At 70.2% G+C, this 15,669-nt stretch carries 13 protein-coding genes and 1 pseudogene; 5 read left to right on the forward strand and 9 right to left on the reverse strand.

Annotation, left to right across the window (positions count from 1 at the left end; all coding sequences use genetic code 11):
- Window positions 1-38 precede the first annotated feature (38 nt).
- Window positions 39-1,427 (reverse strand): amidase, encoded by a 1,389-nt coding sequence (locus ACMXN5_RS48245; protein WP_439681238.1) that lies wholly within the window; start codon window positions 1,425-1,427, stop codon window positions 39-41.
- A 124-nt stretch (window positions 1,428-1,551) separates the two neighbouring features.
- Window positions 1,552-3,171, reverse strand: coding sequence for an amidohydrolase (locus ACMXN5_RS48250; protein WP_439681239.1), 1,620 nt, complete (start codon window positions 3,169-3,171; stop codon window positions 1,552-1,554).
- A gap of 721 nt (window positions 3,172-3,892) precedes the next feature.
- Between ACMXN5_RS48250 and ACMXN5_RS48255 the strand changes: the two genes are divergently transcribed.
- The 3 genes from ACMXN5_RS48255 to ACMXN5_RS48265 all read left to right on the forward strand — a co-directional run bounded on the left by ACMXN5_RS48255 (window position 3,893) and on the right by ACMXN5_RS48265 (window position 6,092).
- Window positions 3,893-5,041, forward strand: coding sequence for an urea transporter (locus ACMXN5_RS48255; RefSeq protein ID WP_439681240.1), 1,149 nt, complete (start codon window positions 3,893-3,895; stop codon window positions 5,039-5,041).
- 88 nt (window positions 5,042-5,129) lie between these two features.
- Window positions 5,130-5,504, forward strand: a complete 375-nt coding sequence (locus tag ACMXN5_RS48260) for a RidA family protein (protein ID WP_395874123.1) — start codon at window positions 5,130-5,132, stop codon at window positions 5,502-5,504.
- A 39-nt stretch (window positions 5,505-5,543) separates the two neighbouring features.
- Window positions 5,544-6,092 (forward strand): helix-turn-helix domain-containing protein, encoded by a 549-nt coding sequence (locus ACMXN5_RS48265; RefSeq protein ID WP_439681241.1) that lies wholly within the window; start codon window positions 5,544-5,546, stop codon window positions 6,090-6,092.
- Between the two features lie 514 nt (window positions 6,093-6,606).
- Here the strand turns inward: ACMXN5_RS48265 and ACMXN5_RS48270 are convergent.
- Window positions 6,607-7,560, reverse strand: a complete 954-nt coding sequence (locus ACMXN5_RS48270) for an IS481 family transposase (protein ID WP_439681242.1) — start codon at window positions 7,558-7,560, stop codon at window positions 6,607-6,609.
- 193 nt (window positions 7,561-7,753) lie between these two features.
- On the opposite strand from ACMXN5_RS48270, the pseudogene ACMXN5_RS48275 reads away from it, so the two are divergent.
- Window positions 7,754-8,754: pseudogene (locus tag ACMXN5_RS48275) on the forward strand (IS5 family transposase).
- Window positions 8,755-9,004: 250 nt separating this feature from the next.
- On the opposite strand, the gene ACMXN5_RS48280 reads toward ACMXN5_RS48275, so the two are convergent.
- The 4 genes from ACMXN5_RS48280 to ACMXN5_RS48295 form a co-directional block, all read right to left on the reverse strand.
- Window positions 9,005-9,517 carry a HEAT repeat domain-containing protein gene (locus tag ACMXN5_RS48280; RefSeq protein ID WP_439681243.1) on the reverse strand — a complete coding sequence of 171 codons (513 nt, stop codon included), beginning with the start codon at window positions 9,515-9,517 and terminating at the stop codon, window positions 9,005-9,007.
- Window positions 9,504-9,758, reverse strand: a complete 255-nt coding sequence (locus ACMXN5_RS48285; RefSeq protein ID WP_439681244.1) for a hypothetical protein — start codon at window positions 9,756-9,758, stop codon at window positions 9,504-9,506. Before ACMXN5_RS48285 ends, ACMXN5_RS48280 begins: the two co-directional genes overlap by 14 nt.
- 184 nt (window positions 9,759-9,942) lie before the next feature.
- Window positions 9,943-10,149 (reverse strand): cytochrome P450, encoded by a 207-nt coding sequence (locus tag ACMXN5_RS48290; RefSeq protein WP_439681438.1) that lies wholly within the window; start codon window positions 10,147-10,149, stop codon window positions 9,943-9,945.
- Between the two features lie 170 nt (window positions 10,150-10,319).
- Window positions 10,320-11,216 carry a universal stress protein gene (locus ACMXN5_RS48295; protein ID WP_439681439.1) on the reverse strand — a complete coding sequence of 299 codons (897 nt, stop codon included), beginning with the start codon at window positions 11,214-11,216 and terminating at the stop codon, window positions 10,320-10,322.
- A 193-nt stretch (window positions 11,217-11,409) separates the two neighbouring features.
- On the opposite strand from ACMXN5_RS48295, the gene ACMXN5_RS48300 reads away from it, so the two are divergent.
- Window positions 11,410-14,106 carry a bifunctional acetate--CoA ligase family protein/GNAT family N-acetyltransferase gene (locus ACMXN5_RS48300; RefSeq protein WP_439681245.1) on the forward strand — a complete coding sequence of 899 codons (2,697 nt, stop codon included), beginning with the start codon at window positions 11,410-11,412 and terminating at the stop codon, window positions 14,104-14,106.
- Window positions 14,107-14,305: 199 nt separating this feature from the next.
- Here ACMXN5_RS48300 and ACMXN5_RS48305 read toward each other — a convergent pair whose 3' ends face one another.
- Both ACMXN5_RS48305 and ACMXN5_RS48310 read right to left on the reverse strand, forming a co-directional pair.
- On the reverse strand, window positions 14,306-14,782 hold the full coding sequence (locus ACMXN5_RS48305; protein ID WP_439681246.1) for a pyridoxamine 5'-phosphate oxidase family protein: 477 nt from the start codon (window positions 14,780-14,782) through the stop codon (window positions 14,306-14,308).
- Between the two features lie 100 nt (window positions 14,783-14,882).
- Entirely contained in the window at window positions 14,883-15,626 is a 744-nt protein-coding gene (locus tag ACMXN5_RS48310) for a DUF6544 family protein (RefSeq protein ID WP_439681247.1), read from the reverse strand.
- Window positions 15,627-15,669: the final 43 nt, after the last annotated feature.

Consider the following 15,669-nt stretch of genomic DNA (forward strand, 5'->3'; position numbering starts at 1 on the left):
CGGCCGATGGCGGGCGCGGCCTCGGGACGATCGGGCGTTCAACGCGACGCCATCCCGGCGCGGATGCGTTGCGCTGCGGCGAGGAGCCGTCGCTCCTGGTGGTAGGGGGCCACGAGTTGGACCGAGGAGGGCTGCTCCCCCAGGTTCGCGGCCAGTGGCACGGTGACCGCCGGGTGCCCGGTGTGGTTGAACAGGGAGGTGAGCCGCACCATCGCGGGGGTGACGAGTTGTTCTATCCCGGCGATGGTGACCGTCGCACGGTCTGCCTCGGGCACGTCGATGAGCAGTGTCGGGAGCGCGAGCACGTCCACGTCCACAAGGAGCCGGTCGATCGCACGGCACAACTCCCCGCGGGCCTCCCGTGCCGCGGTGTAAGCCTCGGTCGAGACGTCGGCGCCGATCTCGCACACCGCGGTCATGCCGTCGCCGTACCGGGACTCCTTGGGGCCGAAGCGTTGCCGGTGGTACCGGGACATCTCGGCGCTGAGGACGGTCATGTGTACGGCGGACACGGCGTCGAGATCGGGCAGCGACACCTCGCGGACATCGGCTCCCTCGGCGCGTAGGACTTGTGTCAGGTGCTCGTAGTCGCGGCGAACCGCGTCGCTCCGGATGGGCAGTTGCGGGACCACGCCGACGCGCAGGGAGGAGAAGGCCGGCACGTCGGCCGGCACGGCGGGTCCGTCCCCGGGTTGGAGGGCCGCCAGGAACGACGCGGAGTCGCCGAGGGTGCGGGTGAGGATGCCGACGTGGTCGAGCGAATGCGCGAGGGGCACGATGCCGTCGAGTGGCAGCAGGGAATGTGTGGGTTTCAGGCCGACGACTCCGCAGCAGTGGGCGGGGATGCGCACGCTGCCGCCGGTGTCGGTGGCGATGTCCGCGAACGACATTCCGGTTGCTACCGCCACCGCCGCCCCGCCGCTGGAACCCCCAGGGGACAGCGCCGTGTTCAGCGGGTTGCGGGCGGGGCCCGAGGTGGACAGCGCGAACTCGTCGAGGGACGTCTTTCCCAGGATGACCGCTCCCGTCCCGCGCAGAACGCGGACGATCTCGGCGTCGTATGCGGCGACATGGCCCCGCAGCACGGCCGATCCGGCTTCAAGGGGAAGACCCGCCACGGCACAGATGTCCTTGACCGAGACCGGAATTCCGTCCCAGGGCCCGAGAGCCTCGCCGCGTCGGTGCCGCTTCTCGGACTGCGTCGCCGCCTCGAGGGCCTCGGCTGCCGCGACGTGGACGAACGCACGAAGGCGGGGGTTGAGGCGGTTGACGCGATTGAGAGCGGCCTTGGTGAGTTCGACCGGTGAAAGCGCTCTGGTCTTCAACAGTTCGCCTACGTGTTCGACGCTCGCCAGGAGGACCTCGTCCTGGGGAAGGCTGGGGCGGTTGCCCGGGGCTGCGTCCCGGGTGCCGTGGGTTTCGGTCATCAGGACCAGGTCCTTCGGTTGGCTGCGGTTCGTCGAGCGCCCCGGTGGGCGCCCGCGGGCGATATGTGCGGCGCCGTGGCGTGTGGTGTCGGCGCCGCGTCCGGGGGAGCGGGCCGGCGGACGTTCACGAGGACCACACGCGTTCGGCGCCGACCCACGTGGACAGGACGTTCGCTTCGCTGACGCCTTCGGGTCCCGCCGTGATGATGTCGGTGTCCAAGACGGTGAAGTCCGCCAGGTAGCCGGGCGCGAGCCGGCCCTTGTGGTCGCCCTCGCCGCAGGCATGGGCCGATCCCACACTGTAGAGCTCGAGCGCCTCCAGGACGCTGATCCGCTGGTCGGCGCCGATGACCTGGCCCTCGGCGGTCGCCCGGGTGGTCATGGAGGCGATGGCGGTCAGGGGGGCGATAGGGGTCGTCGGGTAGTCGGAGGAGCCCCCGACGACGATGCCGGCGTCGAGGAAGGACCGGTGCGGCAGGATCGTGGCCGCTCGGTCCGCACCATAGAAGCCGACGAGCTGCGGGCCGTGCTGGCGAATGGAACCACTGAACGGCACGGGGGTCACGCCCGCGGCACGAATGCGTTCCAGCAGCTGATCGTCGACCATGCTGCAGTGTTCGATCCTGTGGTTGAGACCGGCCCCGGGGGAAGCCGCCTGCGCTGCTTCGATGGCGTCGAGCACCTCGGAGATCGCGCGGTCTCCGTTCGCGTGAACCGCGATGCGCATGCCCTTCGCGTGCACCGCCCCGACCAGATCGGCGAAGGCCCGCTCGTCGACCAGTTGGATGCCGTTCCTGCCGTCCGTGGCGCTGGCGTACGGTGTGCTGCACAGGCATGTTCCGCCGCTCAATGCCCCGTCGTACATGGCCTTGATCCCGAGGAAGCGAAGCCGATCGTCGCCGAATCCGGCGCCCAGGCCCAGTTCCTCGGCCGTGTCGAAGTAGGTGCTCCACAGCAGCATTCCGACGCGGGCCGTCAAGCGACCCGCGTCGCGCGTCGCCTGGTAGGTGCGCCATACCCGGGGCGTGACGATCGCGTCGCAGTACGACGTGATCCCCACAGAGTGGAGGAGGTTGTTCTCCTCGACCAATGCGTCCATCAACGAGTCCTGGTCCGGCTCGGGGACCCACGGGGGACGCCCGGTGCCGGACCAGTACGGCTCCAGGAACGCCTGTTCGTACAACCACCCATCCAGCCTGCCTGCGGTGTCGAATCCCAACTCCCCGCCCACCGGGGCCTCGGACGCGTCCGTGAGGCCCGTCGATTCCAACGCCATGGAGTTGACGACCGCGATGTGCCAGTTGAACAGGACGACGACGATCGGATGCCGTGTGGAGATTGCGTCCAGGAAATTCCTGTCGATGCGACTCCCGGCGCTTCCAGCCGGGTTGAACCCGGCGGCGAAGATCCATCCGCCCTCGGGCGTGGCGGCAGCACGGGCGCTCAGTACCCGGCGCAGATCCTCGACGTCCTTCACGGCCGCGGGTGACACATCCAGTCGCAGCCGTGTTTCCGCGGTGACCGACGGATGACAGTGGGCGTCGTTGAAACCGGGTACGACCAGCCGATCGCCCAAGTCGACGATTTCGGCGAGCGGGAAGCGATAGCGCAGGTCGGCGAGGGTCCCGGTGTCGATGACGCGTTCCCCGAGCGTGGCGAAGGCCTCCGCGTCCCGATCGAAGGTGACGATGCGCCGGGCCCGAAAGATCCGCAGCGCAGGAGTGGGGGAAGGGGTTCGTGGCATTGGTGCTTTCTCCGGGATCTAAGGAGGAGCGACACCTGTCGGTGGCGCGGCGAGCCCCTGGGGAGCCGCGTTGGGGCGTTCGGTCGACGGACCGCGACTTCTGTCGTGCGCGGTGCTTTGGGGGCTATGCCCGACCAGAATTCTTGCCTAATCTTCTAATGAAGAAAGTTCTACTCCCTGGGGAACGCGGGGTCAAGGCATGTCGGGTCCGTCGAATGAGACACCGGAAGTGGGCCGAACACCTCCCGTCTGCGCTCGATCCTCGGCCCGCGTGACAGCCCGACGGTCCCGGCGTCCCTGGCTGTGGCACCTCACGCCGGGAAAGAACAAGGGAACGGAATCGGGTCTTGCCGGGCGGGTCCGGGGCCTGTACGTTCCTGCGTCATCCGTCGGACTCCGTGAACACGCAGGCAGTTCGATGCCATACGGCGGTCGCCCAGTCCACCTCACGTCCGGTCACTCCTTCCCGGAACCGACGATCGAGGCCACGAACCGCACTCCGCGCCGAGGAGTCGCGAACCGGCCCCGCGCGACCACATTCCCCCCGCCGCTCGATCAACCGGCAGGTCCCCCGCCGCACGCCGTCGCGACCGGTTCACGCTTCGAAGGGGCAAGCCTGCCGCCCCTACTCCGGCGAGGCCGCCCCGGCGACCGACGCAGCTCAACCCGACGCCCGCGTCGGTCGGGTGTATTCACGACCGGCCCGTCAAGGAGAGACACCATGGGCAACGCCCGCCGTACCATCAGGCCACCGCTGACCAGACAGACCCTCACCGGCGTCGTGCCGAATCTGTCGGCTCGATGTGCCGAGCATCCCGCACTCGATTTCCTGACCAACTGTCTGCGCGGCGTCGGCATGGCCGGCTTCCTCGGCAATCCGCTGACCGGCACGATCATGCTCGTCACCGTGTGGTGGGTGTCGCCCTGGTTCGGCGCGCTCGTCTCGGTGGGAGTGGTGGCGTCGACCGCAACAGCCGCCCTGCTGGGCTTCGACCGCGCCGACGCGCGCCTGGGCCTTTACGGGTTCAACGGCGCGTTGACCGGAGCGGGGGCGGGGGTCCTGCTCGCGCCTTCGTGGAGTCCGACCGTGCTGGCCCTGGCAGCGGCCGCCGCCGCGGTGACGGCGCTGACCATGGGGGCGCTCATGTGCTTCATGACGCGCACCTGGGGGGTGCCCCCGCTGGCCCTGCCGATGAACGGCGTGCTGATGATGCTGGTCATCGCGCTCCAGCAGGCCGACGTCACTCACCTGCGCCCCTACGTGACCCCTCCGGATCCCACCCGTCCCCTCTCGGTCGATCCCACCCTGCGAGACACTCCTGCGGCGATCGCGGGCACCGATTCCTTGACGGATCATGTACGCGCGGTGCTGCACGGCATCAGCCAGTTGTTCTTCCTGGAGAGCGTCCCCGCGGCGTTGGTGTTTCTCGTCGCCATAGCCCTGTTCTCGCGACTGCTCGCAGCCCTGGCGCTGTTGGGCTCCGCCGCCGCGGTCGCCACCGCGACTCTGATGGGCTTCGACGGCTTCCTCGTCTACGTCGGGGTCGTGGGCCTCAACGGCGCCCTGGTCTGCATGGCGATCGGGGGAGTGTTCCTGACCCCCTCGGTCAAATCCGCAGTGCTCGGCATTGCCGCCGCCGCCGGCAGTTGCGTCGTCTTCAGCGCCCTCAACGCCGTGGTGCGTGTGTGGGGTCTGCCGTCCTCACTCTCCCTGGCCTACTGCCTGATCGTGCCGGTCGTCACCGTGCTCAAATCGAAAGTCGGCGGCGTCGTGGCGGCGGCACCCGCTCCGACGGAGTCGGGCGAGGGACCGATCGAGACCGCCACCCCGCAGGGCACGGAACTCGACCGGGCGGCACGCACCGTCTGAGCTTCCGTCGCGACGTCGCGGCCATGCTCTCTTGCCAGGTCCACAATAGAAGAATATTCTACAAAAAGAGATCCGGAGGAAACAAACAATGACCAACTCGGAACACCTCCCCCAGCCCCTGGGCCCGTACAGTCACGTCCAGACGGCGGGAAACCTGGTCTTCTGCGCCGGGCAACTGGCGCTCGACGCCGACACATCGAAGCCGCTCTCGCACCTGCCCGCCGGTGAGCAGACGGCGATCGTCCTGCGCAACCTCGAACGGGTACTGATCGATTCGGGCTCCTCGCTGGGGCAGGTGCTCAAGACCACCATCTACCTCGCCGACCTCTCGGACTACGCCGAGGTGAACACTGTGTACGCTGCGGTGTTCGGTGACCATCGCCCGGCCAGGGCGACGCTCGAGGTCAGCCGCCTCTTGGGCGACCTGGCGGTGGAGATCGACGCGGTGGCAACATCGGAGTGATCGTGACGAAGGGGCGACAAGCCCAATGGTGAGGATCAAGTGGTAGACGCCAGTTTCGGCGCGTCCGTGCGTCATCGCCGCAGGCAGGCGGGGCTGACCCTGGAGGCCCTCGCCGAGAAGAGCGGGGTGTCGAGGGCGTCGCTGTCCAAGATCGAACGCGGTGAGCGAAGGCCGGGCCTGGGCACCGCGGTCGCCATCGCGGACGCGTTGGCGACGCCCCTGTCCGAGCTGCTGGGGCAACACGTCATCCCACCGGTCCAGATCCTTCGCGGGACGAGCAGCGTCGCGATGGTCGACGAGAACACGGGCGCGATCCGTGAGTCGCTCTTTCCCGCAATGGACGGCGTCGAGATGGTCCGCTACACCGTCCAGGCGGGCAATACCGCGGGGCCCTTCCCTCCCCACGAACCGGGAACCCGCGAAGTCTTCACCATCTTGAGCGGCGGTGTCACCGTACGAGCGGGCACCCACGAAGTGGCCTTGACACAGGGGGACATGGCCGTTCTACCGGGCGATGTCGCCCACGCCATCTGCAACGCGGGCGACGTCCCCGCCGTACTACTCCTGGTGATCATCCGCCGCAGCTGACACCCCACCGCGGGTGGACCGACCACTGCCACGATCGGTCCACCCGCGGTCGCCCACGCGACTGCCCCGCACCGCCGCCGCCCCGTCGCAACAACTTCACGCCAGGCGGGCGCCGTTCGGTCGCGCGACCGCCTCGAGTTCGACCGTGCACCCGTCGGGATCCTGAAAGAGAGAAATCGCCTCGATGGGGCGGTTCCGGTACACGACGCGAGGAGAATCCGATGGCCGCGCCCCATCACTGAGTCCCGAGCAGCGCCGGCCGGCGATTCACCGTGAAACCGAACACGGGAGGCGTCTCCCGGTCCAGCCGTGACCCTTCCGGGGCGCGGTCCGACGCCACCCCACGGTGACCGCGACGGCGTGCGCCTGCGGCTCCGGATGACGAGGCCGGGTCCGGGGTACGGGCGGGGATGCCCGCTCTTACGCTCCCCGTCGACGTCGCCCTCGCCACCCGTGTCGACCGGGTCCCCACCGGGTCGGGCCGGGCCCACGAGGCCAAGTTGGACGGATGGCGTTAGGTGTATTCACCCGTGAGGTTGGTGACGCGGCTTGCGGGTGGTTGGCCCTTGAGTGCGGTGTGTCCGCGGTGGTGATTGTAGGTGTGGAGCCAGGCGGGGAAGGCTTCGCGGCGTTCGGTCTCGGTGCGGTAGGGCTGCGCGTAGGCCCATTCGTCGAGGAGGGTGCGGTTGAAGCGTTCGACCTTGCCGTTGGTCTGCGGTCGATACGGGCGCGTGCGCTTGTGCGATATCCCTTGTGCCGCAAGGGAGTCGCGCCAGGCATACGACTTGTAACAGGAGCCGTTGTCGGTGAGGACGCGTCGGACGGTGATGCCGCACGAGGCGAAGTAGGCGTGTGCCCTGGCCCAGAATCCGACGGCGGTCTCCTTCTTCTCGTCGGTGAGGATTTCGGTGTAGGCGAGGCGGGAGTGGTCGTCGACGGCGTTGTGGAGGTGGGCGTATCCGGCGCCGGAGCGGGTCTTGCGTCCGGCGGCGCGGCCGAGGGCCTTGTGGCCGCCGCCGTCGGGGATGTTGCCGAGTTTCTTGATGTCGACGTGGACCAGGTCGCCGGGGGCGGCGTGTTCGTAGCGGTGGATCACCCGGCCGGTCGCCCGGTCGAGGTGGGCCAGGCGGGCGAGGCCGTAGCGGGTCAGGACGCGGTGGACGGTCGCCGGGTTCAGTCCGAGGAGGTACGCGATCCGGGCGGGTCCCCAGCGGCGCAGGACGCGGACCTTGACGATGCGGCGTTCGGTGCGGGTCGGGGTGCGGCGTGGGCTGTGGTGTGGCCTGGAGGAGCGGTCGGCCATTCCGGCCTCGCCGGACTCGCGGTAGCGGGCGGCCCATCGGGCGGCGGTGGTCACCGACACCTGGAAGCGTTCGGCCGCGCGTCGCAGGGGCCATCGGTCGTCGACGACGCAACGGGCCAGGCGCAGGCGTCCGGTCTCGGTCAGGGGTGCATTACGGTGGGGCATGAGGGCCTTTCGTTGGTCGGTGCAGATGTCGCAATCCACACCGAACCCGAAAGGCCCTCACTCGTTCAAGATCAACCCACCATGCAATCCGTCACCAACCTCCGTGGGCAATACACCTAGGGCGTGTATCGGGTCGTGATCAATCTGTGGGATTCTTCGTCAAGGCGGTCCTGGTCTGGTAGATCGGTTTGGTGTGACGCGAGAGCAACTGACGGACGTGGAGTGGGAGTTCATCGGGCCGTACCTGCCGATCGGTGCGTACGGTCCGTATCCCGAGCGGCTGCGGCAGCAGTTCGAGGGTGTGATCTGGAAGTTTCGGACGGGTGCGCAGTGGCGTGAGGTGCCGGAGCGGTTCGGTGCGTGGCCGACCGTCCACAACCGTTTCCGGCAGTGGCGCGACGCCGGTGTCTTCGAGGCCCTGCTGGAGGGCTTGATCGCGGAGACCGCGAAACGGGGCGGGGTGGACCTGTCGCTGGTGAGTGTGGACTCGACCACCGTCCGGGCTCACCACGACGCCGCCGGGATGCGTCTCGACCCCCACACGCTCACCGCCCTGGAGAAGGCCGCCGAGGAGGAGAAGGCCCGGCAAAAGGGGGCGACCCGGGGGAACAAGACGGGAACGGGGCCGGAATCGACCCGGAGCGGGAGGAACGACGACGTGTCCGGCGCCGGCACCGGATCCGGCTGAGGGCCGCCCTGCTCGGGCGCTCGCGGGGCGGCCAGACCTCCAAGATCCACCTCGCCTGCGACCGGGACTGTCGCCCCTTGGCCTTCGTCCTGACCGCGGGACAGGCCGCCGACAGCCCGCAGTTCGTCCCCGTCCTCGAGAAAATACGGGTCCGAGGGCCCGTCGGGCGTCCCCGCACCCGACCCGACGCGGTCGCCGGGGACAAGGCCCACTCGTCCCGCGGCAACCGAGCCCACCTGCGCAGACGCCGCATCAGGGCGGTCATCCCGGAGAAGAGCGACCAGGCCGCCAACCGCAAGAGGAAAGGCAGCGGGGGCGGCCGACCCGTCCGCCACGACGCCGACCTCTACAAGGAACGGAACACCGTCGAGCGCCTGATCAACAGGCTCAAGGCCTGGCGCGGCATCGCCACCAGATACGACAAGACCCCTGAGAGCTACCTCGCCGGCCTCCACCTCCGCGCCGCGATGATCTGGGTCAAAGCCCTCAGCCGGAACACTCATTGATCACGACTGGATACGCGCCCTAGATGGCCGAACGCGCTCGGAACACCGCTGGTCAACGGTGGGTGGTCATCGACTGTTGGCCACTTTGGTTAGATCTGCCTGGCCATCCGAGACGACACCCGACCGGGGTTGAAGGCGTGCCTGGCGTTCGGCGCCCACCCAGCCCGAATGATCGACTCGGACGAGCAGCTCGGTGACCGGGCCATGCATGGCGGTCGACGCAGTCGAACGCCCACACCCGGGACCCTGATCACAGGTCCGCCGCATCGATCCAGCAGATCGTCGCCACCCGGTCCGGCGCCTGGGCGGTGGCCTCGGCCGCCAACAGGGCCCAGTTCCTGCATTCGGCGACGATCCCGGACCGGGGACTCCGGATGTCGACATTCCAATCGATGTCCGGGCCGTGCGTTCCTCGAGCACGGCCGTCGGCCTCGACCCGCCACACCTGGAAGGAGAGCACCGCCTGGCCGTGATCGGCCAGATCGCCAATTGCTTCGAGGAGGTGAGCCGTCGGCCCTACGAGACCCGAACCCTCCACCTGGCAGCGCAACGCAGCGGTCCGCAGCGGAAGCACGACAAGGCGGGCACCGAGTTCGGTGAGAGCCCAGCGCAGGACCACACCCTCGCTGTGATCGGACCTCTTACCACATTGCCGAAAGCTCTCGTAGGTCTGCCGCAAACGCGGCACGGCCCGCCGGACTCCAAACCCGGCCAGGGCTTCGGCGGCCCACTGCCTTACCACCGTGTCGTCACTGCCCAGCATGCCGATGAGGACATCCCCGAACGCGGATCCCGCACTGGGGGATCCCGGAACGCGGATCCCCCAGTGCGCCGAAGACCTCGATGGCACGCAGTTGCCCGAACGAGCCCAACCCCGGTGCCGCAACCAACAACCGGTCCAAAACCTGCGGCCCCATCGCGATCAGCGCATGCTGCGCATCCTCGGCCACCTCACTCGAATCCGCATCCAGCTCATCGACGCTCCGAGCAATCACACTCTCCACGAACGCAGAGTCCGCTCCTCGTGCACTCGCGACTGCCACGGGCGTCCGAGACGGGTCTATCGGCGCCGGCCCGCCCGACGCTGGGGCGGTGTCAACCACCACGATGCGGTGTCACCCGTCTCGACGAGTCGCACCGAACGGGCGCCGAGGCCCAGGCGGCCCAACAACCGCTGCCCATGGCCAATTAGCGCTGACCGTCGCACCCAGCTGTGAGGGTTCCGGTCGGCAGGTGTGCGTCGGCGAGTTGGGTGGGGTGGGTGGTGGTGCGTGTGAGGAACCAGCCCGAGAGGTACAGCCGGAGGGTCTCGGTGAGGACGCGGCTCAGGAGCAGGATGCGCGGGTGGTCTCGTGCGGCAAGCCGCGGGTCCCGAGCCCGGTGGGCGTGGTGCATCGTGAAGGGCACAGGCCCACACGACCGTGCGTGTGCTCGAACTCGTGGTGCTCCGGGGCCGGCGACGACGGTGACCGCCCCGGCGCCGATGCCTGCGGTCGAAAGTCGCTCACGGCGGCTCCGCAGCGGCGTTCATCCGGCGGGGGACGTGCGGCTCGCCGTGTTCCCGGTCACGAGTGCGGGCGCTCGTCGTCGGCGACGGGGACGATCACCAGTGGGCACCGGGCGTGGTGGATCAAGCCCTGGCTGACCGAACCCAGCAGCATGCCCGCGAAGCCGCCGTGTCCCCGGGTTCCCACGACCAAAGCCAGCGCGTGTTCGGCGGCGTCGGTCAAGACCTTGACCGGGTGTCCGACGACGACTTCGCGGCGCACCGACACGTCCGGATACTTCTCGCCCCACCCGGCGAGCGTCTCGGCGAGCCGGATCCGGCCCTCCCGTAGTTCCTCACCCGTGTGCAACCCGACTATCAGACCGGTGGACAGTTGCCGTACATGTACGGCCACGACCGCGGCGCCGCGGCGGGCGGCCTCCTCGAAGGCATACGCCACCGCCGGCGCCGAACGCCGGGACCCGTCCACACCGACCACGATCGTGCGCGGATCGGCATCGCTGTGTTCGGGCTCGCGGACGACCACGACGGGGCACCTCGCGTGCGCGGTGATCGACGTCGCGATGCCGCCGGTAACCAGAAGTTCGGTCGTCGCCGACAGGCGACGCGAGCCCACCACGATCATCGCCGCGTCCCGCGCCTGCCCGGGCAACACCGATATGGGCGCACCGTCGAGCAGGACCGACTCGGCGACCACCCCGGGATGGCGCGCCGCCACCACTGCCCGAGCCTCCTCCAGCGCACGCGTCCCCACCTTGCGGAACCGTTCGTTCCACGTCTGCCGATGCGTGCTCGCGCCGGGCCCACGGTCGGCACCGGTCGGCCAGTCCAAGGCATGGACCAGACGCAACGGCAGTCGGCGACGGGCGGCCTCGTCCGCTGCCCACACCACGGCCAACCCGCTCGCCTCGGTGGGCTCCACGCCCACCACGATCGGCGGCGCCCCCTGATGCATGTTCACGGTGCCCTCCCTGAGCCCGGACCGGCGTGTGCCGGCCTCGCCTCGAACACTGCCGGTCGCCGAGACCCGGCCCACAGGGCCGACGGACCCCCTCATGGGGGACCGGTCGGCCCTGCCCGGCGCGAGGGATCCGCGCGAGGCTGGCGACGAGCGGCGCGAAGGCGCCCGGCCGAAGGGAAACGGGACCATGCACGAGGTCGACACACCGCACGCGATCTGGGCGCTGGCCGCCGACGGCGAGACGGTACTGCTGCGTCGTCCCGAACCCGAGGACCGGGAACGCGTGCTGGCGATGCACCGCGCGATGTCGGCGGAGAATTCCTACCTACGCTTCTTCGGCGCCTCCGAATCGGCGGCGCGTGAAACGACCGAGCGGGTGTGTACACCCGATCGGGCCGGGTGTGGCGCGTTGATCGCGCTCACGCACGGCGGGGACGAGGTGGTCGGGGTCGTCGAGTACAACGGCGCGGCCGGCTCCGGCGAGGCGGAACTGGCGCTGGCAGTGGCCGACGCGTGGCACGGGCGGGGGATCGGCACGCTGCTGATCGAGCACGTGGTGACCATGGCCCGCGCAGACGGCGTGCGCATGCTGGTGGCGGACCTGTTGCCGTGGAATCGGCCGATGTTGCGGGTCCTGGAGGACTTGGGGATGCCGCTTCGGAACCGTCTGGTGTCCGGTGTGCTGAGCTGCGCGATTCGACTGGACGGCGACATCCCGACGACCGAGCGCTATCTGACCGCCGTGGCCCGACGAGAGGCGCTGGCGGATGTGGCCGGCCTGGTCCCGCTGTTCGCCCCGCGCTCGGTGGCGATCGCGGGCGCCGGGCGGCGGGCGGACTCGGTCGGCCGGGCGCTGCTGCACAACGTCAAGGCGGCCGGCTATACCGGGTCGTTGGCCGTGCTGCATCCGACGGCGACGGAGGTGGACGGGGTGTTGGCATTCCCGACTCCGCGGTCGCTTCCCGAAGTGCCGGATCTGGTGGTCGTAGCGGTCCCGGCCGACCGGGTCCCCGATCTGGTCGAGGACTGCGGGCGCGTCGGGGTGCGAGCCGTGGTGGTGGTGACCTCGGGCGGCACGCCCGAGCAGGCGGCGCGCGTACACGCCTCCATCCGCCGACACGGGATGCGCATGGTCGGCCCGAACTGCCTGGGCATCGCACAGACCGACCCCGCCACCTCGCTCAACGCGACCTTCGGCTGGGCCATCCCCACTCGGGGCAGTGCCGGCGTGGCGGTCCAGTCCGGTGGGGTCGGCATCGCGTTGACGGAGCAGTTGAACCGCCTGGGGATCGGGGTGTCGACGTTCGCGTCACTCGGTGACAAGTACGACGTCAGCGGCAACGACATGCTCCAGTGGTGGCAGGCCGACCCGCGCACCACGATGGCGATCCTGCACCTGGAATCCTTCGGCAACCCCCGCAAGTTCTCCCGGATCGCCCGCACGGTCGGCCGCACCAAGCCGGTGCTGACCGTGGACGCGGGTCGCTCCGCGGCCGGGCGCCGCGCCGCCGGGTCGCACACCGCCGCGGCGGTCACCCCCACCGTGGCGCGTGGCGCGCTGTTCCGGCAGGCTGGGGTCACCGCCGTACAAACCCTCGGCGACCTGATCGCCGTCGCGGCGCTGCTACACGCGCAACCCCTGCCCGACGGCGCCTCGATCGCCGTGATCGGCAACGCCGGCGGCGCCGGAGTGCTGGCGGCGGACGCCTGCGTGGACGCGGGACTGGCCGTGCCGCGCTTCGGCCCGGACCTGGAGGCCGACCTGCGGGCGCTGCTGCCCGCCGGCGCCGCGTGCGCCAACCCGGTCGATACCACCGCCACCATCGACGGTGAGACCCTGCGCCGTTGCGTGGACCGGGTGTTGGCGGCCGGCCACGTGGATGCCGTCGTCCTGGCCCTCGCGCCGACCGCCCTCGGCGACCCGCTGGGCGATCTCCTGGAGGGCCCGGCGGTACGGGAGCGGCCCGTGGTGGTCATCGCCCCGGAACGCGCCGCCTCCGTGGAACTGTTGCCTGCCGCGGGCGGGACGGTGCCGGTGTACAACGACGCACGCACCGCGGCAGTTGCCCTGGCCCACGCCCACGAGCGCTCGATGTGGCTGACCCGACCGCGCGGCACGGTACCGCCGCTGCCCGACGTCGACCGCGGCGCGGCCCGCACGCTCGCCACCGACTACCTGGTGCGCGAGCCCGATGGGGGATGGCTGCCGCCGCGCGAATGCGCGCGCCTGCTGGGCACCTATGGCATCGAGGTCAGCCCGTGGCGCCAGGCCTTCGACGCCGACGAGGCGGTGGCGCTCGCCCGCGACATTGCGCCCCTGGGCGCCGACGGCGCGGTCGTGCTCAAGGCGTACGGCCCGCAGATCGTGCACAAGAGCGATGTGGGCGGGGTCCGGCTGCGCCTGGTCGGCGACGATGCGGTGCGCGCGGCCTTCACCGACCTCGCCGATCGCATCGGTGCCCTGATGGAGAGCGTGGTCATCCAACCCATGGCCGCCTCCGGCGTCGAGCTGATTGCCGGCGTCACCCAGGACGAAGTACTCGGCCCGCTGGTGCTGTTCGGTCTCGGCGGAGTGACCACCGACGTGCTCGCCGACCACGGTGCCCGGTTGACCCCGCTGACCGACCTGGACGCACACGCGTTGCTCGCCGGCTCGCGCGGGGCGCCGTTGCTCTACGGCCACCGGGGCGCGTCCCCCACCGACACGGCCGGCATCGAGAACATCCTGCACCGCCTGTCCAGGCTCGCGGACGACGTGCCCCAACTCGCGGAGGCCGACCTGAACCCGCTGGTCGCCCGCCCCGACGGCGTCACCGTCCTCGACGCCCGCATCCGCCTCGCCCCGCGACAGGGCCACGACCCGTACCTGCGGCGCCTGCGCTGACACACGGAACCCCACCGCGATGACGGCCCGATGCCCCGAACGGCGCCGGCGAGCGACGAACCCGAGACCGACCGCACCGGCCGGTCTCGGGCTCCGCCACGAAACGGCGGCCCGCCGAGCGCCGGAGCCTACGGCGTCCGCAAAGCGGTCGGCCGCAGCGAAACCCGACGCACCGCAGTGTCGGGCGGGCGATTCGGGCTCACGCGCCCGCCGAGGGTGGGGATACGGTTGCCGGCGCCCGACTCGCAGGCGAGCACAAGGCCGTGGTGCGTTCTACCAGTCGGCCGGTGACGAATTCGGAAGTGATCGAGAACCACGCCTGGTTCGCCCCCTCCTCGTCGTCGGATACGGCGAGTGGGTGTGCCGGACCCGCGGTGGCCACGGGGGCGTGGACGCGGGAGGCGTGGCCGGTGATGGTGCCCGTCCAGCCGGTTCGGGTGGTCGGGTCGATGTGGTCGGCCTGGAAGGCGACCACCGCGTTCGACGCGGCCTTCGCGAGCGCGGAGTCGGCGGGCGCGCGGAAGATCACCGACTCGCCGTCGAAGGCGAACGTCACCAGGTGCACGGCCGGGAGAGCGCCCTCGCTGACGACGACACGGCCCACCTGTGCGCCGGCCATGAGTGCCAACGTCTCCCGGCGGTCGAGGGGACGTGTGGTCACGAGGTCTTCGCTCATCCCTCCACTCTCGAACTCCGAGCGGGTCTTGGACCAGGGCCGAACGGCCCTGTGCCGGTGGGCCGAGGCGCAATCACCGTGACGGGGCGACGGGGCGTATTCACCGGTCGCCTCGGTGGAAGGTCGCCGCGTCGATGTCGTACCGGATGAACGCACCGGCATCCTCCCAGCCGGCTCGAATGCCGGTCGGCAGCAGGAATCCGCCCTGCGAGGTCTCGCCGTCGAAGGTGGCGGTAAAACGATGTTTGCGATGCCGACGGCCGTCGGGGTTGCCCCAGCGGGGCAGGGAGACCGATGCCAGGGCGCCGGAGGGTGTCACGGCCACCGTCACCTCCTGTGGATAGCCGGCGACGGCGAAACGGGCGACGGCGCGCGTGTCGTCCACCTCTTGCCAACGCACGTCGTGGTGCAGCGCGAAGGTGGGTACGAAGACGGATTCGCCGGCCAGGCGACCGGCCGCGCTGCGGGTCACGTCGGCACCGGACGCGCCGATGAACGGCAGCACGCCGAACAGCCGCCACCGCATCGCGGCGCCGTCCGCGTCCAGGCGGTCGAAGCCGCGGATCCGGATCCCCGCGGGTCCCCGGACATCCGCGTCCCAGCGGAACGCGGTGGGCGGGGTCAGGGTCTGCCGGGACTCGAAGGGACACCACCATCGCCGTACCCGGATCCGGCCGTGTGCGCGCAACTCCACCCGGGTCGGGATCGACGCGCCGGGCGGCACCGCGTGGGCCAGCCACCGTCGGATCGGCTCGGGCGGCTCGTGCGTGCGCTCGTTGGGGTCGGCCGCTGCGGTGGGTGGTTCGGAGGCGGGTTCCTCGGGGGGAGGGTGCGGGGTGCGCATGGTGTCCGGCTCCTGTCGGTACGCAGGGCATCGGGGTCTGGGG

This window comes from Embleya australiensis (assembly GCF_051903075.1).
In the GTDB taxonomy this organism is placed as follows: domain Bacteria; phylum Actinomycetota; class Actinomycetes; order Streptomycetales; family Streptomycetaceae; genus Embleya.

Excerpts from the sequence above, each read along its gene's own strand:
- ACMXN5_RS48310 (WP_439681247.1), bottom strand. The coding sequence starts at position 15,626 with ATGCGCACCCCGCACCCTCCCCCCGAGGAACCCGCCTCCGAACCACCC.
- ACMXN5_RS48295 (WP_439681439.1), bottom strand. The coding sequence starts at position 11,216 with ATGCATCAGGGGGCGCCGCCGATCGTGGTGGGCGTGGAGCCCACCGAG.
- ACMXN5_RS48305 (WP_439681246.1), bottom strand. The coding sequence starts at position 14,782 with ATGAGCGAAGACCTCGTGACCACACGTCCCCTCGACCGCCGGGAGACG.
- ACMXN5_RS48300 (WP_439681245.1), top strand. The coding sequence starts at position 11,410 with ATGCACGAGGTCGACACACCGCACGCGATCTGGGCGCTGGCCGCCGAC.
- ACMXN5_RS48255 (WP_439681240.1), top strand. The coding sequence starts at position 3,893 with ATGGGCAACGCCCGCCGTACCATCAGGCCACCGCTGACCAGACAGACC.
- ACMXN5_RS48245 (WP_439681238.1), bottom strand. The coding sequence starts at position 1,427 with ATGACCGAAACCCACGGCACCCGGGACGCAGCCCCGGGCAACCGCCCC.
- ACMXN5_RS48260 (WP_395874123.1), top strand. The coding sequence starts at position 5,130 with ATGACCAACTCGGAACACCTCCCCCAGCCCCTGGGCCCGTACAGTCAC.
- ACMXN5_RS48270 (WP_439681242.1), bottom strand. The coding sequence starts at position 7,560 with ATGCCCCACCGTAATGCACCCCTGACCGAGACCGGACGCCTGCGCCTG.
- ACMXN5_RS48280 (WP_439681243.1), bottom strand. The coding sequence starts at position 9,517 with ATGCTGGGCAGTGACGACACGGTGGTAAGGCAGTGGGCCGCCGAAGCC.
- ACMXN5_RS48250 (WP_439681239.1), bottom strand. The coding sequence starts at position 3,171 with ATGCCACGAACCCCTTCCCCCACTCCTGCGCTGCGGATCTTTCGGGCC.
- ACMXN5_RS48290 (WP_439681438.1), bottom strand. The coding sequence starts at position 10,149 with ATGCACCACGCCCACCGGGCTCGGGACCCGCGGCTTGCCGCACGAGAC.